General features: G+C 33.7%; 19 protein-coding genes and 1 riboswitch. Of the genes, 12 read left to right on the top strand and 7 right to left on the bottom strand.

Features of this window, described 5'->3' with window-relative positions:
• Positions 1 to 2: 2 nt before the first annotated feature.
• Positions 3 to 773, top strand: a complete 771-nt coding sequence (locus tag NH26_RS11580; RefSeq protein ID WP_044224213.1) for a sulfite exporter TauE/SafE family protein — start codon at positions 3 to 5, stop codon at positions 771 to 773.
• On the opposite strand, the gene NH26_RS11585 is transcribed toward NH26_RS11580, so the two are convergent.
• The 6 genes from NH26_RS11585 to miaE all read right to left on the bottom strand — a co-directional run bounded on the left by NH26_RS11585 (position 770) and on the right by miaE (position 8,305).
• Entirely contained in the window at positions 770 to 1,552 is a 783-nt protein-coding gene (locus NH26_RS11585; protein WP_139263022.1) for a hypothetical protein, read from the bottom strand. The two genes, NH26_RS11580 and NH26_RS11585, sit on opposite strands and share 4 nt — an antisense overlap.
• Positions 1,553 to 1,833: 281 nt before the next feature.
• A complete protein-coding gene (locus tag NH26_RS11590) occupies positions 1,834 to 2,856 on the bottom strand; it encodes a hypothetical protein (protein ID WP_044224209.1) in 1,023 nt (340 codons plus the stop codon).
• Positions 2,857 to 3,009: 153 nt separating this feature from the next.
• Positions 3,010 to 4,446, bottom strand: a complete 1,437-nt coding sequence (locus NH26_RS11595; protein WP_084812150.1) for a T9SS type A sorting domain-containing protein — start codon at positions 4,444 to 4,446, stop codon at positions 3,010 to 3,012.
• A 154-nt stretch (positions 4,447 to 4,600) separates the two neighbouring features.
• A complete protein-coding gene (locus NH26_RS11600) occupies positions 4,601 to 6,265 on the bottom strand; it encodes a hypothetical protein (RefSeq protein WP_044224205.1) in 1,665 nt (554 codons plus the stop codon).
• A gap of 79 nt (positions 6,266 to 6,344) precedes the next feature.
• Positions 6,345 to 7,661, bottom strand: coding sequence for an anthranilate synthase component I family protein (locus NH26_RS11605; RefSeq protein WP_044224203.1), 1,317 nt, complete (start codon positions 7,659 to 7,661; stop codon positions 6,345 to 6,347).
• Positions 7,662 to 7,690: 29 nt separating this feature from the next.
• On the bottom strand, positions 7,691 to 8,305 hold the full coding sequence (gene miaE / locus NH26_RS11610; protein ID WP_242427322.1) for a tRNA-(ms[2]io[6]A)-hydroxylase: 615 nt from the start codon (positions 8,303 to 8,305) through the stop codon (positions 7,691 to 7,693).
• A gap of 286 nt (positions 8,306 to 8,591) precedes the next feature.
• Between miaE and NH26_RS11615 the strand changes: the two genes are divergently transcribed.
• The gene (locus NH26_RS11615) at positions 8,592 to 12,155 is read left to right on the top strand and encodes an FG-GAP-like repeat-containing protein (protein WP_044224201.1); all 3,564 of its coding nucleotides are present in this window, start codon (positions 8,592 to 8,594) and stop codon (positions 12,153 to 12,155) included.
• 80 nt (positions 12,156 to 12,235) lie between these two features.
• On the top strand, positions 12,236 to 13,309 hold the full coding sequence (locus NH26_RS11620; RefSeq protein ID WP_044224199.1) for a TIGR03032 family protein: 1,074 nt from the start codon (positions 12,236 to 12,238) through the stop codon (positions 13,307 to 13,309).
• Here the strand turns inward: NH26_RS11620 and NH26_RS11625 are convergent.
• Complete coding sequence (locus NH26_RS11625; protein WP_044224197.1) at positions 13,293 to 14,345, bottom strand: LuxR C-terminal-related transcriptional regulator; 1,053 nt, start codon at positions 14,343 to 14,345, stop codon at positions 13,293 to 13,295. The genes NH26_RS11620 and NH26_RS11625 overlap by 17 nt on opposite strands.
• 143 nt (positions 14,346 to 14,488) lie before the next feature.
• A riboswitch (TPP riboswitch) is annotated at positions 14,489 to 14,583 on the top strand.
• A 101-nt stretch (positions 14,584 to 14,684) separates the two neighbouring features.
• Here NH26_RS11625 and thiS point away from each other — a divergent pair.
• From thiS to NH26_RS11670, 9 genes are all read left to right on the top strand, one after another.
• Positions 14,685 to 14,891, top strand: coding sequence for a sulfur carrier protein ThiS (gene thiS / locus NH26_RS11630; protein WP_044224195.1), 207 nt, complete (start codon positions 14,685 to 14,687; stop codon positions 14,889 to 14,891).
• 304 nt (positions 14,892 to 15,195) lie between these two features.
• On the top strand, positions 15,196 to 17,040 hold the full coding sequence (gene thiC / locus NH26_RS11635) for a phosphomethylpyrimidine synthase ThiC (protein ID WP_044224193.1): 1,845 nt from the start codon (positions 15,196 to 15,198) through the stop codon (positions 17,038 to 17,040).
• Between the two features lie 8 nt (positions 17,041 to 17,048).
• Entirely contained in the window at positions 17,049 to 17,666 is a 618-nt protein-coding gene (locus tag NH26_RS11640) for a thiamine phosphate synthase (protein ID WP_044224192.1), read from the top strand.
• The gene (locus NH26_RS11645) at positions 17,639 to 18,406 is read left to right on the top strand and encodes a hydroxymethylpyrimidine/phosphomethylpyrimidine kinase (protein WP_044224190.1); all 768 of its coding nucleotides are present in this window, start codon (positions 17,639 to 17,641) and stop codon (positions 18,404 to 18,406) included. The genes NH26_RS11640 and NH26_RS11645 overlap by 28 nt, the downstream gene beginning before the upstream one ends.
• Positions 18,399 to 19,025 (top strand): thiamine phosphate synthase, encoded by a 627-nt coding sequence (locus NH26_RS11650; RefSeq protein WP_044224188.1) that lies wholly within the window; start codon positions 18,399 to 18,401, stop codon positions 19,023 to 19,025. Before NH26_RS11645 ends, NH26_RS11650 begins: the two co-directional genes overlap by 8 nt.
• Before the next feature lie 11 nt (positions 19,026 to 19,036).
• Positions 19,037 to 19,810 carry a thiazole synthase gene (locus tag NH26_RS11655; RefSeq protein WP_044224186.1) on the top strand — a complete coding sequence of 258 codons (774 nt, stop codon included), beginning with the start codon at positions 19,037 to 19,039 and terminating at the stop codon, positions 19,808 to 19,810.
• Between the two features lie 192 nt (positions 19,811 to 20,002).
• Positions 20,003 to 21,112, top strand: a complete 1,110-nt coding sequence (gene thiH, locus NH26_RS11660) for a 2-iminoacetate synthase ThiH (protein WP_044224184.1) — start codon at positions 20,003 to 20,005, stop codon at positions 21,110 to 21,112.
• Positions 21,113 to 21,146: 34 nt separating this feature from the next.
• Positions 21,147 to 22,217 carry a HesA/MoeB/ThiF family protein gene (gene moeB / locus NH26_RS11665; protein ID WP_044224182.1) on the top strand — a complete coding sequence of 357 codons (1,071 nt, stop codon included), beginning with the start codon at positions 21,147 to 21,149 and terminating at the stop codon, positions 22,215 to 22,217.
• A 52-nt stretch (positions 22,218 to 22,269) separates the two neighbouring features.
• Positions 22,270 to 23,274: a glycosyl transferase family 90 gene (locus NH26_RS11670; RefSeq protein ID WP_052432047.1), complete on the top strand. Its 1,005-nt coding sequence runs from the start codon at positions 22,270 to 22,272 to the stop codon at positions 23,272 to 23,274.
• Positions 23,275 to 23,276: the final 2 nt, after the last annotated feature.

Below are 23,276 nucleotides of genomic sequence, written 5' to 3' on the forward strand. Positions count from 1 at the left end.
TGATGGATGATACGATCGTCAACTATTTTATTTGGTTTATAGGATGTATATTCTCTTCTGTCATTACTGCCATTTCAGGTGGCGGAGGTATGATATCAATTCCATTATTAATTTACCTAGGATTACCCTCACATTTTATATTAGGAATCAACAAAGTAATTTTAACAACAGCTTCTGTAACCGCTACTTGGCGTTACTATAAGAATGGACTACTTCAATTAAATCAAGAATTACTTTTATCTTTTGTTTTATGTATTGGCATGGCCGTTTTTGGGGCTGAAATGAGTGATGTACTCTCCACTTATTATATGCTGATATTGTTATTAGTCATGATCATTTTACTCTTTTTGATGGATTGGTTGACTAAAAAAAGAAATCAGGATAACGAAAAAAACAAAGCTCATCTCCGACCTAAAATAATTTATCCTACAGCTATTGTTATTGGTTTTTACAGCGGTTTCTTTGGTCCGGGTACAAGTGTAATTTCATTTTTTATTATTTCATTCTTTGCCTCCGTACCTACAATGATCAACGTTGCCTTCTCCAAAAGTTTAGCCATGATCTCTTCTTTGGCTGCCCTTATTACTTTTGCGGTTGAAGGAAAAGTATTATGGGATTACGGGTTAATCGGTTTAGTAGGAGCATTTAAAGGGTCATGGATTGGAGCTGGATTGGCCATGAAAGTTGATCCAAAAAAAGTAAAACTTTTCTTTAATGTAATGTTGGTTGTTTTCTTAATGAAAACACTTTATGATTTATTCATAGAGTCTTAAAAATCAACATCTAATTGAGGCAAAATTAGATTGATTTGTTTTTCTTGCATCATGGTACCTTTAAAGACTCTAATTTTATCCTCCATTTGGCTACATCTTAGAACGCATTTTTCATCTTCACTTTCATAAATAGTTTGCAGTAATTCCTCATGAAGATGTTTTCCATCCATAGATATTTCACCTTTATTCACTTCTAAAAGATAATAATTCTGTCCCTCAAAACTTAATACTTTAGGTTGTTCATTTAATGAATCTACATATCTATCAAAACCATCTATATTGGCTTTTAGGGCTTTACTTTCTAAAAATAATAATCGGTTATTTATCATAGGGTGATAAAAGAGAGATTGATCTTCATGAATTAGAAAACGATAAGAAACCATTCCATTATCCCACTCTATTTGTTGTGTTTTCTCTACCAAATAATCTTCACCTGATAAAGTAAATACACCTTTCGTTCTTATATCTTCGATATCTTGATCAAACAGCTTAAAGAAATTTCTTTTTTGTTTAGGAATAAAGTTTGTCTTTTTATCATAATTATACTCGTCTTCAATTTTCTTAGGAGTGATACCATAAAACTGATGCATATAATCCAGGATATCTGTAATTTCAGCTATTCTTTTATGTCCAAAACTAAGTAAATCAGATTCATGATTTACTTCCATTTTTTTATAAATGATCATCAAGTTAAATTGGTCTTCCCCGACTTTTTTGATATAGAACTGCTCTATGCTATCTGCATTAAATTGCTCTCGATGATCTAAGTCTTTATTCATAGAAATAAAATATAATATATTATCTCTAAGGAGGAATTTGAAGTAAGTTTCTTTATTTACCTGGCCTATTGTATTAGCGAATAAACTAAAAAAAACACAAAAAAAACAAAGCCCAAAAAACCAATGCATTAGAAAAAATGAACCGGAAATAAATAGTCCAATAGCATACATCAATATTTTATCAGTACTAAAGTGAGATTTGTTTATTTTGGATTTTAATCTTTTAGATACTAAAGCTTTAAATGTAATTACCGCTACTCCATCATTTACTTCTACTAGATTCATGATATTTCCTCTACTTTACTAACTTCAAAATTGACTCCTAAAAATTGACGAATAATTATTCTATTATTATCACTTTTATAAACCTTTTGATTTACATGAATTGATTTGCTTATAGAATAGTCTGGAAATAACTTTCCTTCTACTTCTTCTTCGAGCGTATAGCTATTACTTTGATATTTAAAGTCTGTTGTTAATTCACTCCATTTTATCGTTTCTTTAAAAAAAGTATTTATAAAGAATTTTGTAGGATTAATAGGTTGCTCTAAATAATATTTCGAATGTTTTAAATAGATAATCTTTTCTTCAATACCATTATTAGCCCAAAGAATATTATCCACTCTCTGATTATCCCACTCTAATTGGTAATTTTTCTCCAAAAGATGGTGTTCCTGATTCACATCAATTACTTTCCCTACAGAAAGATTTTCGTTATATGTACTTGCTAATTGATGTTCATTTTTCTGATGGCCTATCATATGATATTCCCCTTCAATTGCATAATCATCCAAACCAAGAAATTGTTCTATTGCCTCTTCTATAGTTCTACCTTTTTCGGCACTAAAAGTACGATCTTCGAATAAGTAAATATCTTCATTCTCTTTTGTTCTTAGAATAAGATGTACTACCACTTTATTTTTTTTCTGTGTATGTGATGTATTGTTGATAAGATACAATTGAGCAATCTGATTTACAGGAATCTGTACTTCTTTATTTCGAGGATTTTTATAGACTAATTTTTCAGCATCACATTTTATATATGATGAACCAAAATATAAATTGGTAGATATTAGACCGATTAAATAACATATTCCTCCCGTAGTCAAAACTTCAAAAAGGTGTAAATCAACCTCATCTTTTTTTTGAATATTTGGATCAGATAAAAGAAGAGAAAAGAAGGCTATTAGGCACACTAAAAAAAAGAAAAAGAAGGGCAACGTTTTTAGTAAGTTCTCTACTAGATCTTGTCGAAACCAGGTAATAGAAATACCTAAATCTAAATTTGTTCTTTTCAGTTTCATGTTTGCTTTGGAAAAGTTGTTTAGAGATTAACTCACGTAGGAATAGAGATAATTGAATATCTAAATATGCATTTATTTTTTTTACAAAAAAAGAGTGCAAATCCATTTTCTAGATCCACACTCTCCTTCATTATCTCTAAATAGAAGATTTGCCTAATGCATTATTACTACTTCTTTGTACTCTCTATTAATACCACTTTTTGCGTTCATTAAATAAATACCATTTGAAAATGATGAGGTATTTAAATCTAAAGACGTCTGGTGATGTAACGTCTTTTCGTACACTACTCGACCCGTTTCTATGTCTATTAATGATAAATAAATATCGTTATCATCATTATTATTAAAATCTACATGCAATTGATTTGCTACCGGGTTTGGATAAATATGTTGATATGAAAACAGATCCTTTAATGAAGTTGAGCGTATTTCTTCTATCCATGATTGATTAGCCCCATCAAAATCATACTCAGTTAATCTCACATAGCCCGTTGGAGTATTATGAAATAAGTTATTGACTTCATATTTTCTTTCTACATTCGAATTCCCATAAGCTGGAATATTATCATCCAACATTTCAAAATCAATAGTATTAGGAGAATATTCTAAAGTGAAATGATCCGCATTTATTTCTGTTTGTGTCGTCCAATTTACACTAAAAGTATCGTTGGGTTGTACAGTTACATTAAAGGATGAAAGTTCAATCGGCAGCTGTAATTCAGCATACTTATGTTCTAAGTCAAAATATAATCGAGACATATTTGTTAATGGTCCCATTCCTAAGAACCTAACTTGATTATCAAAAGTATGCAATAGGTATCCGTAAAATTCTTTTACTTGGTCTAAAGACATTGCATTGGGATGATTTAGGCTATCTACATCAATGATAAAATTTCTTTGTACAATTGGATTTCTATTATTCGTAATAAACCTATCTATTCCTTCATTTATAGACTGTCTATCGGAAATGTCTACTCTTGGATCAATTAATAAAAATTTCCCTATTGTTATTAGAAAATCTAGATCTGAACGATGTAGGTTATTGACCAAATCAGTGTATTCAGAAGGGTTTAATCTAATATTAGTACGGCCTTGAACTATTATTTGAGATCCACTGCCAAAGGATATAATATGATTTGGATTTTCTGCTGCTAACTTAAAAGTAAATAAATCTTCAACGATAATTTGTGAATGATCTTTCAAAATAATACTCAGTTGTGTAGCCAAATCATGAAGTCTACCATTTACTTCTAAATGAGAATGAGGTTCTAAAATAATAACACAACCCATTCCAATATGATGATATCCCGTTATTGTAGTTGTATCAGAAATAACAGGAGTTCCGTAGCTTAAGGGCAATTTACTATCTGGTAATCTGTCTGAGAGAAAAAGTTCTCCATCAATAATTAGTCTCGTATTTGATTTTACTCTTATGAATTTATAAAACCCTTGTTGAATGTGAATTTGAGTTTCTCCATGAAAATTAACTATAGAATCAGGTTGTATTATTTGCACATTTGACTGTCCGAAACAACTATTTCCAATAGTTAAAATTAAGAACATATATAAAAAGAGAATTGCATTTTTCATTACTTAATTATTTAAATCACATCTTTCAACACCGTTTCAAAATGCAAGTATTTATACTATTTTAACAACAATAACAACGTGTAAAAAAAAATATGCGTAATAATTTTTAACAATTATTACGCTTATAGTTCATATAAAAAAATGATTTAATTTTTTATTTCAATGGTACTTTTAAAATGTTTACCGACCTCTCTTTAAATGAAATAGCTATTCTACCCGAGTTTGATTTTTCTATTTTAATAGTTGAACAAGCAAAATGTGAAGGGTTGCATTTTTCACTATTTAGAAACTCTCCGGATACTGAATATACATTGATATCAGTGTTTTTAGGATTCCAATCCGAAACATCAAAACTCGTTTTGATTGGTTTATTAAATGATCTATTAATAACATGAATATATAAATATTCATCATCTACAGATGATACCACATCTAGTACGGCTACACTATCTGCTGAAGCAATACTATTCACCTTATAAGGCTGATGATATTTTGCTACTTTGTTCTGATCAACCTTCAGCATTTTATCGCCATGGTGCTCCGCATATAAACCAGTAATTTGTCCTGAAGGCAAAGAATAAGGAGAGAACTCTTCCTCTTCTGAAACTCTAATTGCAGTTATACCCCAAGATTGCCCTACTAACATCGATTGTATACCTATTTTTATCTTATCAGCATCTCTCATCATGGCATGTAAATAGCCTGCTGCACCAAAACTCTTCGCTAAATTAGATCCTACAACATCCTTATTTTTGGCTGATTTCACTTTCCACCAACCGTTCCAATTCCACTCTGTAACAGCAATTGGGTACCCTGCCTTGTAAGTATTTTTTACTTGTGCATCACCTAAATAAGTTACGCCTTGTTCATTAATTTCAGGCATTGCAATCCATGCATTCCAAATTTCCTCATTAGACAAACTGTCTCTCTTAACAAAAGATTCCCCTTTTTTAAAGGCTCCTACTCCCCATGGTTTATATTGATGAAGGGCCACATAATCAACCTTATTGCCATAACGAGGTTTAATTAAAGGACTTATTGACATACAATTAGCATCTACAATAATTTCCATATTTGGAAAGATCGCATTGATTTTATCAACAAAAGCATCTAAGCATAAAAAATAATTATCAAGTGTTTCTTGAGACATTGAATCCGTCAGGTGGATATTTTTTTTATCTAAAACCCAAGGTTCATTCGCTATCTGAATGTATTTAACTTTATAAGGGGATGTGTGACCATTTCTTGCTCTTAATTGCGGCCATTTTGATAACTCTTCTGGTAACTTCTCATCCAATGTAGAACTCATATAGGCTATCATACCCATTTCATGCATTACTGTTTCCTCTAAAGGCTTCCTCTTATAATAAGCATCTCCAAAATTTACCACTAACATTAAAGAAGATCCCAAAGTATCTGATAACGCACCTGCTTCATCATAACCAAAGTTGCTTCCTACTTGAGTATTTCTATTTCCAGTCAATATAGGTCTTGACGCTCTATTAGGTAAATCAATTAAATCCGTCCATTCTGTAAAATCAACATCTGTACCTCCAGGAAAACGTAAAACAGGAATATGCATTTCAGCCATTAAGTCCACTACTCCCTCTTGTAATTGATGTGTACCTTTTTTTATTGCTGCTTCAGGACCTGACTCACCGTCCCAACTAGGTCTTTCTAAGAATTGGCCAAAAAGATCATCCTCTAAAGAGGAAGTTACTTGATTTGTAATTTTAAAATCTGCTTTTGGTTCGCTATTCTTGGCACAACCAAAAAAGGTGATGCCTATAGCTACCAAGATATTGAAGTTTACTTTCATACTTGTATAGTTTATGCATCACCAATTTATAAGTGATATAGCCTTTTAAGCTATTGTAATATTTTTGATCTATTCTGATTTACGAATCTAAAGTAATCTCTGCATTAAGTGCTGCTAACATGCCTTTTGCTTTTAACAAACACTCTTCATATTCGGCTTTAGCATCAGAGTCTATAGTAATTGCAGAACCTATTTGAAAGGAGAGATATTGAGATGCTGCATTATACAATGCCGAGCGAATGACCACATTAAAATCAAAATCTCCTTCTGGAGAAATGTAACCGATAGAACCTGAATATACCCCTCTTTTGGTACGTTCGTAAGTCTCTATAAGTGCCATTGCCATCACTTTTGGAGCACCGGTCATACTACCCATTGGAAATGCTTTTTTGATCACTTCAGAAAAAGGCTGAAAATCTTTCATTTCGCCTTCAATGGTAGATATCATTTGATGCACCGTTTTAAAGCTATAAATACCAAAAATTTCTGGTACTTTGATAGATCCTGCTTTACAAGTTCTTGCTAAGTCATTTCTTACCAAGTCCACGATCATCATGTTCTCCGCAATTTCTTTTTCTGAGTTTCTCAACTCTTCTTTTAACTGTGCATCCTCCGTTTCATTTGCCCCTCTCCGAATCGTCCCTTTGATGGGTTGAGATACAATTCTTCTTCCTTCTTTTTTCATGAATCTTTCAGGAGAAGAACATACCACAAATTTATCATCAACTCTATGAAAAGCAGAAAATGGAGCAGGAGATAAAGATGATAATCTTAAGTAAACATCAAAAGGGTCTAAATCTGCTTCTTTAGATAAAAACTCCATACAGATGTTTACTTCATACACATCCCCCTCAACAATATGATCCTGAATTTTATGAACCGTATCTAGATAAATCTCTTTGGATATTTTTGGAGTCACTTTTCCTCCCCATCCTTCTGTTATAGAAGGTACAGTGGTAGACATCACTTCATCAAATATCTTCTGATGATCTCCGTCTGAAACTATCTCTACACTCTCTTTATCAAATACAAAAACTGTCTTTGGGATATAAAAGAAAGCATTAGGTAATTCAATCCCATCATAATGATCAGAGCAAAGTAATTCTACTTCATTTTTTAAATCATACCCCATATGTCCAAACATCCATGTTTTGTGCTCACGATGGAACATCTCCACACTATCAAAACTATGGTTATCCTTCATCGGACAAATGTGTTTTGCTCCTACGCCCAAAAGATGTTTAAAACCGCCTTCAGGGTAAGCAATATTGTGGTCATACAAATAAGTACAATGACTCTCTGATTTCCCCCAATACCACGCCTTTAAGCGAAATGATTCTAAATTTTCAATTTGAAAATGCATTGATTTATCTACTGATTCTAAAAGCTCTATCATTATAATCACAAAACTACACAATAGTTTAGTTAATGCATCCTATCCGAACGCACTTCTAATGACTTTAACAACTCTGCCTCATTCTTAAGCATCTCTTGCCAACGTTCATCTACTTTTTCTCGATCTTGATATTTTCTAGCTAAATCAATAAAAGTAACATAATGTCCTGCTTCTGAGACCATCAATTCATAATAAAATGCTTTCAGTTCTTCATCGTCTAATCCTTTCCAAAGTAATTTGAAACGTTCACAAGACCTAGCTTCTATTAAAGCACTTACTAAAAGCTTATCTACTAATTGATCTGTTCTTGACCCTCCTTTTTTAACAAACTTGATAATGCCGTTCACGTAATCGTCTTTTCTCATTCTACCTAAAGACAAACCACGTTTACGTAATTGTTGTAATACTCTTTCAAAATGTTCCCACTCTTCTGCAACAATAGGTGTAAGTGTATCTACTAACTCATCTAATTCCGGATAATTGACAATTAAAGACATACTTGCTGAAGCTGCTTTTTGTTCGCAATAAGCATGATCTACAAGGATGTTTTCTATATTATTTTCAGCTACCATAGCTACCCATCTTGGATCTGTAGGGAGTTTAAGATGCAGCATATGTCCTTGTCCTTTGAATTCTTCTTTCATGGGGTAATAAAAATGTTTAAAGTGAGAATATAGTGCGAAATTAATTATTTTTTTGGGTTCATTCATTAAGCTTCTGCTTTCTTTATCAGAATTATCGGGTGTTTTTGATTTTGAATAGCATTACACTCCAAAAACATCACCCATGTAATCAAAAACAAAGATTATTATCAATTTTACTGCTCTTTTGTAATGCCAAAAAAATAAAATGTAATGCTTTGTAACGCCTAAAAAACATTCAATAATAGTAATCTTCCCGTATTTGCAGAGACATTCAAAAAACACTATTATGAAATCTATTCACTGTAAAAACTCTCGATTAAAAAGACAGTTGAAACAGAAAATTACGCGACTATCTACTTTATCTCATTGCTCTACCATTTCTGAAAAAGAACAAAAAAAGACCGAAAGAGGAATAAAGGAACTTGCTACTAAAATTTTCAATATTAAACCGTCGATTTCTTTAAAAAAATGTATCACGCTTCTTGCGTGTTATGTGGGACTAAATAACGCTTTTGCTCAAAGTTTTGAGGCTCCTCAAACTTTTCAAGAGTATACTGGTGTAACTATTTTTGATGCCGGTACACCTTCTATGTATAAACCTGCATTAGTTGATATTGATAATGATGGAGACTTAGACCTTTTCTTAGGTACAAACCCTGATTTATATTTTATTGAAAATACTGGTGATAAATATTTATCTGATTTTTCTACACCTCCAGAAGCCTCTCCATTTGGTTTTAAAGTACCAGTAGAAAAACCTGCTTTAGAACCCTCTTTTGTTGATATTGATGATGATGGTGATTATGACCTATTCGTATCTATTTATGAATATGGGGATATGTACTATTATGAAAACACAGGTACTCCAGAACAGCCTCAATTTGCCGAAAAAGTACAAAATGCGTTTGAATTTGAAGTAACCGGAGAAGCTGGAGAATACTCTACTAATGCTAGTGATTTTGTTGATCTTGATAACGATGGCGATTACGACCTATTGGTAATCGATTATTATGGAGATAGTTTTTATTACGAAAATGTAGGTGATAAAAATACTCCTCAGTTCGATTCACCAGAAAAATCTGCTTTTGGTTTACCCGTATTTGAAATTGATGAAGATGGAATAATTCATTCTCCTATTTATGAAGGCACTCCGGTTTTTAATGATATTGATAATGATGGAGATCAGGACTTAATTGTAGGATCATGGAATAACGACATTCAGTACTTTGAAAATACAGGCAGTCATTGCTCTCCTCAGTTTGCAGCTCCAATAACAAATCCTTTTGGGTTGACTGATCTTGACAATATTCGTCGTGAATCTTTATCGTTTGGTGACTTAGATGGTGATGGAGAACAGGAATTAGTTCTTTGTGGAACACAACATCCTCAAGTTTACTTCTATGAATTTAATGGAATTGAAGCCTCTACTGGTGGAATAGGAAATTGTATTTCTGATAGTGGGAACGAAAGTATCAAAAAGGAGGTACAAAGAACCGAAGGACAAACGCTCAATGGGGATCATTTCCAATTTCATGCAGAATATATTACAGATGATGCCTCACGTTATAACAGTTACAATGACAGGTTTGGGTGGGAAGTAGCTACACATAAAAATACTATGGCTGTAGGTGCTGTATTGGATCATTTTGAAAAAGAGGACGAAACCATAAGACAAGTCGGATCTGTTTCTATTTATAACAAAGACGAAAATGGAAAATGGGATTTTCATCAAAAACTCTATGCTTTTGACCATCTTAACCCAGCAAGTGAATTTGGATATAGAATTGAAATCACTGATAACTTCCTATTTATAAATGCCAACAAAGGATATATTGATAATCCAGGAGTCTCTGACGGAACAAGAGGTTTTGTGTATGTGTATAAAAAAGGCGAAGATGGTTTTTGGCATGAACATCAGTTAATATCATCGTCACAAAATAGGTCAATTTACTTTGGTAGTAAAATGGGGGTATCCGATAATCATATGGTGATTGCCAGTGCTTATCACTTATTCTATTATGAATTAAATGAGGCAACTCAGCTTTGGGAAGAAGCCAAAGTAACAGAAATAGACCATTTACCTAGGTTTATTGAGATGAATGAAGAGAACTTCTTTATTGGTAATATTGATGGACTTGCTATTTATCAATGGGATAAAGATGATTGGAACAATACTTATCAGTTACCAATTTACAATGCGACTCATGTTGATGGCGACCTGGATAACAATCAATTTATTTTAGGTCAGTATAGAAATGTGGCCAATGCAGACTCTATCAAAATTTTATCAAAAAATGAAGATGGACATTGGAACATTGATACCCACATTCAATTACCCGATAATTTAACGCATAGTAATTATGGTAGAATGGTGAATATTAAAGACAATAAATTAATCATTGCTTCCAGTTCAGAATATCAAAACCTACTCAATGGATACAGAGTACAAGCAATTGATATTTTAGTCTATCAGAAGGAGAATAATCAATGGAATCCTCTTCAAGCTTTAGTTCATGAACAAGCAGAAGGTATTTCTCCAAGATTAAAAATTGTTTTAAATGATTCATCTATCTTTTTGGGATCATCAGGAGATACTAGAGTGACACAGTACAAAATAAAAGAAGCCGATACATGGGAATATAAAGCATTAAGCTGTGAGGAAATCGTATGGAAAGATTCTGTTGTGACTACTCCACAAACATTATTGGATACTACAGCACATGGAATTCATAAATTAATTGTTCTTGGATTACCTAAAATCACAACTGATCTTTTGATTAGTTCTGATACTGCTTATCAATACAATAATCACCTTTTGGAAGAGTCAGGGAAATATCAAATTACGTTAGAAAATCATGTAGGTTGTGATAGTATTATCAATCTCGATTTTTATCGAACAATACCTTATACTCCTGCTTCAAGTTGTAATGATGCCGTTTTTGTTGAAAAAGGATTTTACGAAGTAGAGCATCGATACTCAAATCTCTTTTTTAAATATGTTGCTCCTGCAGATGGCGAATTAATCGTGTCGACTTGTCAACTTACAGAAGAAGAAACGATGATAAATATTTACAGTGAATGTGGGGTTTTCGAAGAAGAATTTTACTACAACTGTGGTGATCAAGCCAAGATCAATAAAACACTTTTAAAGGGCGATACTCTTTTATTTAGTATGGATCAAGCCGAAGTGTATGATGATTATTTCTTTGAAGTTGATTTTATCAAAGACTGTACTCCAACTACAGATTCTATTACGGTAACTTCTTGTGATGATATCATTTTTGGTGATCAAAATATAGTTGCAACCGGAGTTTATCAGCATACATTCATTAATCAATTAGGATGTGATAGTACTGTTATCCTCACCTACACTAAAGAGTTAGCGATTACAGAAGAATTAGACATTGAAACCTGTTCAAGTTATACATTTAAAGATAGCCTAATTACCCAATCAGGTGTTTACTATGATACACTTTACTCTAAAAATGGATGTGATAGTACTTATATCACATTAAACCTAATAATCCATGAAAATGGAAGTGAGTTCTGCGGAGGAAATGTGGAAGAAGATGATGATGACGATAATATTACAGATATTATTCATTCCTCTTCAATTATCGAGGTATATCCCAATCCATTTAGGGAACATACTATACTTTATTTCGATACCACTCCTCCATCACTTCTTATTGAAGTTTATGATTTACAAGGACAAAAGGTTTTGAGAAAGGAATATCTGCATCAAAATGAAATAAAAATTAATATTCCTGGACCTTCAGGGGTTTATCTAATCCATATTTATTCATCGGATTTACTATCTCCTGAACTCAAAAAAGTGATTAAACTATAATCACCTCAAACAATTGATTTAAAGACTGACACAATTGCCCATGGTTTACGCCGTGGGCAATAATAAAAATTGGAATTTCGATGAAAACACCTCAACCTTTTTCTTGCACATTTACACCTCATATTCCCGAGTTACTTAATCAATTAAACTGTAGTTTAGTTTTAAGTACCTATCAAGCCGGAAAATTGGTTTTTATATCGCCAAAAGACAATGAAAGATTAATACAATTACCAAGAACGTTTCCCAAGCCGATGGGTATTGGTATTCATCCTGTCGATCAAAATAAAATAGCAGTAGCTTGTCAGGATGAGGTGATAGTCTTTAAAAACTCATCAACTTTAGCAGCTCATTATCCTAAGGCTCCACAACAATACGATGCTTTGTATTTACCAAGAGTAAGTTATAAAACCAACTTTCTCGATATCCATGATCTTGAATTTGGAAAAGATGGAATATATGCTGTCAATACCTTATTTTCTTGTTTGATGAAGCTTTCGGAAGATTTCAGTTTTGAGCCTATTTGGCAACCTCAATTTATTAGTCAGTTGGTATCAGAAGATCGTTGTCATTTAAACGGTATGCTGATGAAAGATGGATTACCTAAATATGTCACTACTTTTAACCAAGGAGATCAGAAACAAAGCTGGAGGAAAAATGTCACTAAAGGCGGTTGTTTGATTGATGTTGATAATCAGACAATAATTACCAATCAATTAAGTATGCCACACTCTCCTAAATGGATTAATAATAAAATATATTGTTTAGAGTCGGCTAAAGGAAGACTTGTCGAAATCGATCAAGAAAGTGGAACTATCACAGAAATTGTAAGATTAGATGCCTTTGTTAGAGGGATGGACCAAATAGGTGATTATTTACTTATTGGAATGTCGAAATTGAGAGAAAACTCTTCATCATTTCATCAACTGATTCCTCATATTAAAAATAATAGAGCTGGAGTAGCCTTTATTCATCTTCCTACAAAATCTTATCAAGGAGAAATTACTTACCAAAGTTCTGTTGATGAAATTTACGATGTTAAAGTGATGCACAATTGTTTGAGACCTAATATACTTCACCCAAATCACCCAGAAAGTAAGATGGCGGTAGATACTCCAGAGCAATCGTACTGGCAACGACCTACAAACGCTGTATAAAACTTTCTAAATCCACCTCTTCATTCAGCCCCAATTTTTTCCGAATTCTATGTTTAGTTACTCGAATAGTATTGGGTGATGTTGTTCTAATATCAGCAATTTCTTTTGTTGATAATTTTAATTTAATGTAAGAGCAAATTTCTCGTTCTGTTTTAGTAAGATCAGGACACACATCTGCTAACCTAGCTTCAAATTGATGATTGATTTCTTCTACATTATCATGCATCATTTGGATTTTCTGCTGTGTAGCATTATTTCGTTTTAACTCAGATATAATCTGCTTCAAATCTCTTTTAATATCATCTGATTTTAAAACTTGGGCTAATGCTTTAATCGCCTTCTCTTGTAACTGGAATTTTAACTGATTATTGGCGTTAAGCTTTTCCATGTCTTTTTTCTTAGCATCAAGAACCAATTCATGATTTTTCTTTTGCTCTTCCAAAATCATTTCTGCCTGTAAAGTAATCTCTTCTTTTTTGTCCTCTAACTCAATATTTTTTTCTTTGAGTGCTTTCACATAACGATCCATGTTTCTTTGAAAATGAAATAGAATCAAAAAAGAGACAATAAAAATAGTGGCAATATTATGATGATAGACGATGTCTTGCATCTTTTGGGTATAAACAACCACAGGAGTCCAATGCATTTTATGTTCCTCTATAAAAATATAGGTACCAAAAATGAGTAAGAACATGATAATTGAGTGTCGTTTATCTGCAAAAATAGCGACCAATACCACACCAATAGGAATCAATAATAATTCTGTAGCAACATTGGGCGTAACATAGGCTGCATACGCAATAGATAGGGTTAAAACACCACTTAATGTATATCCGGACAAGACAAACCATTGTCTTTTAAGCATCAAGAAAATACTTCCTATTAAAGCAGCTGTTCCTATTTGAATTGGTATGTAAAAATAGTTGCCCGTAAAATAATATAACGGTATGTAGATTAAAGTCGTCACAAAAGCTAAATGAGTCAGCCTATATAAGATTTTGTTAAGACGAACTTCATCATCAATAATATCAATCATAAAGTAGTAGCGAGTGAAAAGTAAATGCTAAAAATTACTTTTTATAAAAAGCTAGATTGTAATAATATGTAAATTTTTAATCTTCTCGACCCATTATAAAATAAAAGTTTAGTTATTAATTAATTTTTATTAATTTTGGGCATCATACACTTTAGGGGTGTTCGTTAAATCGAACTGAGAAATACCCTTTGAACCTGATGCGGTTAGTACCGACGAAGGGAAAAGTCATTTCTACTCTTGCACGAATCTCGTGCATCCTCTCCTAAGGTTTATTGGTTGTATTGATTTTGAGTTATTATTACTCATGGTAGCTCCTACATTTCAAATTTCATAAAAGAAATGAATATCACTGTAAACAATAAGTCTATCTCTATTGAAAGTGCTTTTTCTATAGCACAATTACTCGAACAGATGAATATTTCTGTGGCTCGCGGTACTGTTGCCGTTGCCATAAACGATGAGATCATTTCCAAAGATCTATGGGAACAGCATGCCCTTTCTGAAAATGATCATGTCACCATTGTTGCTCCTGCACAAGGAGGATAATTAAATTATAATATAATACTGAAGAACAAAGAACAACTTAAAAGGTATATCAATTATCTTAAAGTTTAATTTAGATGGAATATCACACTAGTTATCCCAAAACCTAAAAAGACTTCAGTCTTGAAGGTTTCTAACTTAACAACCCATGATTTCAATCATGGGAACAAGGATCTAAGGCATTGGAAATATCCACCGAAGATCAAAGAAAAAAATCATGGGAACCAAAGTCTAAATCCAACTAAATAAAGTAACCAAGAAAAACACTTAATTCTTAGTTCTTCACTCGAATAAACACTTACAAAGAATGAAAAAGCAAGACAAAATCCCTAGTCAGGACGTCATCAGCCGTGAGCCATTCACTGGATCAAAAAAGATCTATGTTGACGGTACGATTCACAACATCAAAGTAGCGATGCGTGAAATCGAGCAAGCTGATACCAACCACAAATTCTTAAATAAAGTAGAAAAGAACCCTTCTATTACAGTATATGATACTTCTGGACCTTTCACAGATCCTGATATCGAAATTGATGTAAGAAAAGGTTTGAACAAACTTCGTAGAGATTGGATTCTTGATAGAGGTGACGTTGAAGAGCTTCCTAAACTTTCATCTGATTATGGAATCGAACGTTTAGAAAAGTCTGAGCTGGATCACTTACGTTTCGAGCATATCAAAAAACCTTTGAAAGCAAAAGAGGGACAAAATGTATCTCAAATGCATTATGCTCGTAAAGGTATCATCACTCCAGAAATGGAATACATTGCCATTCGTGAGAACCAAAGAATTGAAGAGCAAGAAGGTAAATTCGGAACACAACACCCTGGTAATAGCTACGGAGCCAACACTCCTGTAGGTAAAATTACTCCAGAGTTTGTTCGTGATGAAGTTGCTGCAGGTCGTGCGGTAATTCCTAATAATATCAACCACCCAGAATCTGAGCCAATGATTATTGGTCGTAACTTCTTGGTGAAAATCAACGCTAACATTGGTAACTCTGCTGTAACCTCTTCTATTGAAGAAGAAGTAGAAAAAACAGTTTGGGCTTGTCGTTGGGGTGCTGATACAATCATGGACCTTTCTACAGGTAAAAATATCCACGAAACTCGTGAGTGGGTTATCCGTAACTCTCCAGTGCCAATTGGTACTGTGCCAATTTACCAAGCTTTAGAAAAAGTAAACGGTAAAGCTGAGGACTTAACATGGGAGATCTTCCGTGATACATTAATCGAACAAGCAGAGCAAGGTGTAGATTACTTTACAATTCACGCTGGTGTGCTTCTTCGCTATGTACCAATGACTGCTAAACGTGTTACTGGTATTGTATCTCGTGGTGGTTCAATCATGGCTAAATGGTGTTTATCACATCATAAAGAAAACTTCTTGTACACTCACTTCGAAGAAATTTGTGAGATCATGAAAGCGTATGATGTAGCCTTCTCTTTAGGTGATGGTCTTCGTCCTGGTTCTATTGCTGACGCAAATGATGAGCCTCAACTTTCAGAATTGAGAACACTAGGTGAGTTAACTAAAATTGCTTGGAAACATGATGTTCAGACTATCATTGAAGGTCCTGGTCACGTTCCAATGCATATGATTAAAGAAAACATGGATGCTCAGTTGCAAGATTGTTACGAAGCTCCTTTCTATACATTAGGTCCATTAACTACGGATATCGCTCCTGGTTATGATCACATTACTTCGGCAATTGGTGCAGCTCAAATTGGTTGGTACGGTACAGCAATGCTTTGCTATGTAACACCAAAAGAGCACTTAGGCTTACCAAACAAAGCGGATGTAAAAGAAGGTGTAATCACTTATAAAATTGCAGCTCACGCGGCAGATTTAGCAAAAGGTCACCCTGGTGCTCAATACCGTGACAATGCAATGTCTAAAGCTCGTTTTGAATTCCGTTGGGAAGATCAATTCAACTTAGCATTAGATCCTGATACAGCTCGTGAATACCACGATGAAACACTTCCTGCTGAAGGTGCTAAAGTAGCTCACTTCTGTTCGATGTGTGGACCTAACTTCTGTTCGATGAAAATCACTCAAGATGTACGTGATTTTGCAGCGAAGCAAGAACAAGAAGAGGGCTTGAAACAGAAGTCTGATGAATTTAAGGAATTAGGTGGTGAAATCTATCACTAAAAAATAAAATGCTAGTAGGAATCACTAAACCGACTTTCTTTTCGAATGAAGCTGAGCAAATTTGCTTTTGGCTCTCTCATGGTATCGATGTGATGCACTTGAGAAAGCCTAATGCTTCTATAGATGAGATAGAAGATTTAATTAAAGTGATTCCTACAAAGTACTTTCCTCAAATCACTCTTCATCAATATCATGAATTGGTAGAGAAATATAATTTAGGAGGTATTCATCTTAGAGAAGCTGAAAGAATTAAGATTTCTGAAGAACAGTTAATTATTTGGAAAAATAAAGGTAAAAGATTGAGTTCTTCTGTTCATCAGGTAGAAAAGATTGTCTTAGTCAATGAACTTTTTGATTATCTTTTTTTGAGTCCTGTTTTTGATAGCATCTCCAAAGAAGGGTATACATCTAACAAAGCGATTCTTGAAACAATGAAAACTAATTCGTTTTCACGTCATTTAATCGCTTTAGGAGGTATATCTCCGTTAACTATTCCAAACCTTAAAGATACTTCTTTTAAAGGTGCTGCATTATTGGGATATTTATGGGAAGAGTCACCTACTAAATTACTTTCAAAATCAACTGAATTATTAACATCATGGAAAACTTTAGACCTTTCGCTTTAAGCCTTGCTGGTTTTGATCCTTCTGGAGGAGCAGGTGTATTGTCGGATATCAAAACTTTCGAAGCACACGATGCGCAAGGTTTTGGCGTCACAACTGCAATTACCTATCAAACAGCCGAGGACTTTATAGGTATGAATTGGATGAGTGCCGATGTTGTTACAGCTCAGTTATTACCATTGATAGAAAAATATCCTTTATCAGCAATGAAAATTGGCATTGTGGAAGACTTCCACTTGATGTCTAATTGGATTGGTCTTATAAAAGGTTTTTTCCCTACTTGTAAAATCGTACTTGACCCTGTTTTAAGAGCAAGTGCTGGTTATGACTTTCATGATGAAAAGACCATCAAATGGTTAGATAAAGTATTAAATTCTATCGATTTGATTACTCCCAATTGGAAAGAAATGGAAATTTTAGCCAAGGGTGGAGATGTCTTAGAAAAAGCAAGAGAATTAAGTTTTAAAACTCATGTTTTACTTAAAGGAGGTCATCATCCTACAGAAAAAGGAAATGATATTCTGATCTACAAAGGTAAGGAAGTAATGATTGAAGGAAAGGACATAAACGCATACGAAAAACATGGATCTGGTTGTGTGTTATCATCAGCGATAGCGGCTCAACTAGCTCATGGTAAATCTATTGAAGAGGCGTGCCGAAGAGGAAAGGACTACATTGAAAACTTTTTAGAAAGTGATCCTAGCCGACTTGGGCAACATACCGTTTTAGTCCAACATGATTAGTAAACTGCATTATATATCCACAGAAAAAAAAGACAAAAACCACCTTCAGCATATTAAAGAAGCTTGTGAGGCAGGGTGTCGATGGATACAATTAAGGGCAAAAGAAGTTACCGTAGAAGAATATATTGCCTTAGGAATTGAGGCAAAAAAAATTACCGATCAGTTTAATGCTGTATTGTTGATCAATGATCAACCTAAAGTAGCCAAAGCCATTGGTGCGGATGGTGTACATGTAGGTAAAGAGGATATATCGCCTGCAAAGGCAAAAGAAATTCTAGGTAAAGGTAAAATTGTTGGAGGCACAGCCAATACGATCGAAGATATTCAGCGATTGTATGATTTTGGTGTTGACTACATCGGTCTTGGTCCTTTTAGATTTACACAAACAAAGAAAAAGTTAAGCCCAATTTTAGGACTTGAAGGTTACCAAAACCTTTTAGATGAATGTAAAAACAGAAGTATTGATACTCCTATTATCGCTATTGGAGGTATTGAAACAACCGATGTTAAGAGCATTTTATCTACGGGAATATACGGAATAGCCATTTCTGGATTAATAGCAAATGCTGTTCAACCAGAAAAAGTAGTTTCCGAATTGGAAGTAGAATTGGCATTGTAAACTTTAGAAAAATGGATCAATTAGTAATTGCAGATAAAACTTTTAACTCAAGACTTTTTACTGGTACAGGTAAATTTATGTCGAATGAGTTGATGGAGAAATCTCTTTTAGCATCAGGATCAGAGTTGGTTACTGTTGCATTAAAAAGAGTAAATGTTGACAACCCTGAAGATGATGTGTTAGCTCATCTTAAACATGATCAGTTCAACCTATTACCGAATACTTCTGGAGCTAGAACAGCTAAAGAAGCTGTATTTGCAGCGCAGTTAGCAAGAGAAGCACTAGGTACTAACTGGGTGAAATTAGAAATTCACCCCGACCCAAAATACTTGATGCCAGACCCTATCGAAACGCTTCTTGCTGCCGAGGAAATGGTAAAACAAGGTTTTGTGGTATTACCTTACATACATGCAGACCCTGTTTTATGTAAACGTTTAGAAGATGTTGGATGTGCAGCAGTGATGCCACTAGGTGCTCCTATTGGTAGTAACAAAGGGTTAAAAACATTGGATTTCCTAGAAATTATTATCGAACAAAGTAATGTTCCGGTAGTTGTAGATGCTGGTATCGGTGCTCCTTCTCACGCGGCTCATGCCATGGAATTAGGTGCAGATGCAGTTCTAGTAAATACTGCTATTGCAGTAGCAGGTGATCCTGTAGCAATGGGTGAAGCATTTGGACAAGCGGTAGCAGCTGGTCGTGCAGCACATTTAGCACAAGTAGCACAACCGAGGGTTACTGCCGAGGCAAGTTCGCCGTTGACGGGATTCTTAAATCAACTGTAAGTTAGGTAGGAATTAGGAGTTTGAAGTTTGAAGTTTCTCATACCACAAAACTTGTCAAACCCTTATATGTATTTTAATGAATCTATAAAAGATTTATACATTACTTCCTTCTTCTCGTTTTACTCAAAAAATAGTTTTCATTTAAAAACTATTAGTTCCTAACTCCTAGTTTCTAATTACTAGTTTATAAATATGTACCAAGATTTATTCTATCAGCATAATTGGGATGATGTTAAAGCTAGCATCTATTCTAAAACTGCTCACGATGTAGAAAGAGCATTAGGGAAAGAAAGAAGAACTTTGGAAGATTTCAAAGCTTTAATCTCCCCTGCCGCTGAACCTTATTTGGAACAGATGGCACAATTGAGTCATCAACTCACAAAAAAGAGATTTGGTAGCACTATTCAAATGTATACTCCCATGTATCTTTCGAATGAGTGCCAGAATATATGTACTTACTGTGGTTTCTCTTTAGACAATAAAGTAAGAAGAAGAACTTTATCTGACGAAGAAATTATTTGTGAAGCAGAAGCCATCAGAGCAATGGGCTTTGAACATATTCTTTTGGTAACTGGTGAAGCCAATAGAACAGTAGGTGTTCAATACATCAAAAAAGCGATTCAATTAGTTAAACCTTATTTCTCTCATATTGCCATGGAAGTTCAACCAATGGATCAGCATGAGTATGAAGAATTAATTGATGCCGGATTGAATACTGTCTTAGTATATCAAGAAACCTATCACAAAGAAGATTATAAAAAGCATCACCCAAAAGGGAAAAAATCTAATTTTGATTATAGAGTAGATACCCCTGATCGTTTAGGTAAAGCAGGTATTCATAAAATTGGATTAGGTGTTTTGATTGGTTTAGAAGACTGGAGAACTGATTCTTTCTTTACAGCACAGCATTTAGACTATCTCGAAAGAACCTACTGGCAAACAAAATATTCCATATCATTTCCAAGACTAAGACCTTTTTCTGGTGGCTTAGAACCTAAAGTGGAAATGAATGATAGAGAATTAGTACAACTTATTTGCGCCTATAGACTTCTTGATGAAGAAGTGGAATTATCTCTTTCAACAAGGGAGCATCCTATTTTTAGAGACAACATTATTAAGTTGGGAATTACATCAGCAAGTGCGGGATCAAAAACAAATCCTGGCGGTTATGTAGTAGAGCCTGAATCTTTAGAACAATTTGAGATTTCTGATGAAAGATCTGCCGAAGAATTTGCTGCTATGGTAAAAAGCCAAGGGTATGAAGTTGTTTGGAAAGATTGGGATATGGCACTACAGTCGTAGAGAAAAGTTATAAAATCTATATCAGTTGAATAGTATGTTGACGAAAGAGGAATATAAGAGATACGATAGACACATCCGTTTAAAAGAAATGGGTGTTGAAGGACAACAAAAACTTAAAAATGCCACTGTTTTAATTATTGGAGCAGGCGGCTTAGGTTGTCCTGTCTCACAATATCTTGCAGCTGCAGGTGTGGGTCATCTCATTATTGTAGATCATGATGTCGTATCCATTTCCAATCTTCAACGTCAAATAATGTTTACTACAGAAGATGTAGGTAAACCCAAAGCAGAGGTCATTCAAAAGAGGTTAAATGCCATGAATCCTCATGTGAAGGTGACAACAATATTACAGCAATTTAATACCAAAAATGCTTTAGATATCATCGCTCAAGCGGATGTAATTGTAGACGGCACAGATAACTTTTCTTCTCGTTATTTAATTAATGACGCCTGTGTCATTCAAAACAAACCTTTAGTTTCTGCCTCTATACAAGGGTTTGATGGTCAACTTTCTGTATTTAATTATAACGAAGGTCCCACCTATCGCTGTATTTTTCCCAATCCTCCATCAGCAGAAGAAGCACCAAATTGCAATGAAATTGGAGTAGTTGGAGCTATGGTTGGTGTGTTAGGTACGATGCAGGCAACAGAAGTGATCAAACTCATTACAAATGTTGGTAAGTGCTTAAGTGGCGAGCTTTTGTTGATAAGTGGCCTAGATATGAGTTTTCAAACACTTAAATTTAAGAAAAACACAAAAGTTGCCAACATAACCACTTTGGGTGAGTATAATTTTGACTTTTGTGCAGTGCCTGATGAAGAAATTGAGATTACTTATTCACAATTAGAAGAGTTACTCACACAAGAGGGCACAGTGTTAGTAGACGTAAGAGAAGCCTACGAAAGAGAAATTGACGACATTGGAGGTATACATATCCCATTGCCTGAACTAGAAGACAGTATAGAGGAAATCCCATCATCAAAAAATTTAATTTTTTATTGTCAGTCAGGAAAGAGAAGTTTAGCTGCAGTTGACTTGTATAAAAAAAACTCAAAAAAATCTTTAAATATTTTAAGTTTAAAGGGTGGATTAGAATTATTGTAAGGGGTAAAAACCTATATTTGTGGACTAAATATGATGTGTCCCTCCCTTATCAATGAAAATTCTAAATAAAATATCTAACCTATTATCGTTTCGTCATAATCCGATCAAAGCGATATATTATTTACAATATGGTTTTGAGGAATTCATGATTCCCCATAAACTATATAAATACAATAAAACTATACTTCTAAGAAATTTAGAAGACAAACAGTACATCAGAAAAAGAGTAGATTATTATAATAAATTGAATACTAAATATAATATTCCTACTAATTCTATTCGGCTTTCTGACCTCAAATTGACAGGTCATTCTAGCACCTATTATTTTGACCTCACATTAATATCAGACTTGTTTAGTAAGCATAAGAAAATCAATTTCTTATTTGGTGATATAACACATGTTCCTGATGAACCTACTATTGTAAAAAGTAGACCTATTTCAGACAATAATCAAAATAGTATTCTATTAAAACTCAATAAAATAAGACATTTTAATTTTATTGATGATTGGAAAAAATTTGACGATAAAAAAAATATGCTTGTTACCCGAGGACAAGTATTTATCAATCATAAAAACAGAATAGATCTTCTTGAAAAATATTTTGACCACCCCCTTTGTAACATAGGAAATACTAGAAAAGATCTAGAAGCAGAAGCAACTCCCTCAGGCAGAACATTTAATATGAATACAATGTCTATTGAAGAACAATTAGATTATAAATTCATTTTTGCTTGGGAAGGTAATGATGTAGCAACTAATTTAAAATGGATTATGTCCTCCAATTCAATTGCCGTTATGCCTACACCTAAAAACGAAACATGGTTTATGGAAGGATCTTTAACACCTGATTATCACTACATTCATGTCAAAGATGATTATTCTGATTTAATTGAAAAGATAAAGTATTACTCTGATAATTCTAGTGAGGCAAAAAATATTATTCAGAATGCTCATGATTTTGTAAATCAATTTAATGATATTAGGAGGGAACTTCAGATACAAACTTTAGTTCTTGATAAATACTTTAAGAATTCAGATCAATATCCTATTAAATAAAC

Source organism: Flammeovirga pacifica (assembly GCF_000807855.2).
In the GTDB taxonomy this organism is placed as follows: Bacteria; Bacteroidota; Bacteroidia; order Cytophagales; family Flammeovirgaceae; genus Flammeovirga; species Flammeovirga pacifica.

What these genes read in the sequence shown, in the direction of transcription:
- NH26_RS11580 (WP_044224213.1), top strand. Translation starts at nt 3, where the DNA reads ATGGATGATACGATCGTCAACTATTTTATTTGGTTTATAGGATGTATA.
- NH26_RS11585 (WP_139263022.1), bottom strand. Translation starts at nt 1,552, where the DNA reads ATGAATAAAGACTTAGATCATCGAGAGCAATTTAATGCAGATAGCATA.
- NH26_RS11590 (WP_044224209.1), bottom strand. Translation starts at nt 2,856, where the DNA reads ATGAAACTGAAAAGAACAAATTTAGATTTAGGTATTTCTATTACCTGG.
- NH26_RS11595 (WP_084812150.1), bottom strand. Translation starts at nt 4,446, where the DNA reads ATGAAAAATGCAATTCTCTTTTTATATATGTTCTTAATTTTAACTATT.
- NH26_RS11600 (WP_044224205.1), bottom strand. Translation starts at nt 6,265, where the DNA reads ATGAAAGTAAACTTCAATATCTTGGTAGCTATAGGCATCACCTTTTTT.
- NH26_RS11605 (WP_044224203.1), bottom strand. Translation starts at nt 7,661, where the DNA reads ATGATAGAGCTTTTAGAATCAGTAGATAAATCAATGCATTTTCAAATT.
- miaE (WP_242427322.1), bottom strand. Translation starts at nt 8,305, where the DNA reads ATGAAAGAAGAATTCAAAGGACAAGGACATATGCTGCATCTTAAACTC.
- NH26_RS11615 (WP_044224201.1), top strand. Translation starts at nt 8,592, where the DNA reads ATGAAATCTATTCACTGTAAAAACTCTCGATTAAAAAGACAGTTGAAA.
- NH26_RS11620 (WP_044224199.1), top strand. Translation starts at nt 12,236, where the DNA reads ATGAAAACACCTCAACCTTTTTCTTGCACATTTACACCTCATATTCCC.
- NH26_RS11625 (WP_044224197.1), bottom strand. Translation starts at nt 14,345, where the DNA reads ATGATTGATATTATTGATGATGAAGTTCGTCTTAACAAAATCTTATAT.
- thiS (WP_044224195.1), top strand. Translation starts at nt 14,685, where the DNA reads ATGAATATCACTGTAAACAATAAGTCTATCTCTATTGAAAGTGCTTTT.
- thiC (WP_044224193.1), top strand. Translation starts at nt 15,196, where the DNA reads ATGAAAAAGCAAGACAAAATCCCTAGTCAGGACGTCATCAGCCGTGAG.
- NH26_RS11640 (WP_044224192.1), top strand. Translation starts at nt 17,049, where the DNA reads ATGCTAGTAGGAATCACTAAACCGACTTTCTTTTCGAATGAAGCTGAG.
- NH26_RS11645 (WP_044224190.1), top strand. Translation starts at nt 17,639, where the DNA reads ATGGAAAACTTTAGACCTTTCGCTTTAAGCCTTGCTGGTTTTGATCCT.
- NH26_RS11650 (WP_044224188.1), top strand. Translation starts at nt 18,399, where the DNA reads ATGATTAGTAAACTGCATTATATATCCACAGAAAAAAAAGACAAAAAC.
- NH26_RS11655 (WP_044224186.1), top strand. Translation starts at nt 19,037, where the DNA reads ATGGATCAATTAGTAATTGCAGATAAAACTTTTAACTCAAGACTTTTT.
- thiH (WP_044224184.1), top strand. Translation starts at nt 20,003, where the DNA reads ATGTACCAAGATTTATTCTATCAGCATAATTGGGATGATGTTAAAGCT.
- moeB (WP_044224182.1), top strand. Translation starts at nt 21,147, where the DNA reads ATGTTGACGAAAGAGGAATATAAGAGATACGATAGACACATCCGTTTA.
- NH26_RS11670 (WP_052432047.1), top strand. Translation starts at nt 22,270, where the DNA reads ATGAAAATTCTAAATAAAATATCTAACCTATTATCGTTTCGTCATAAT.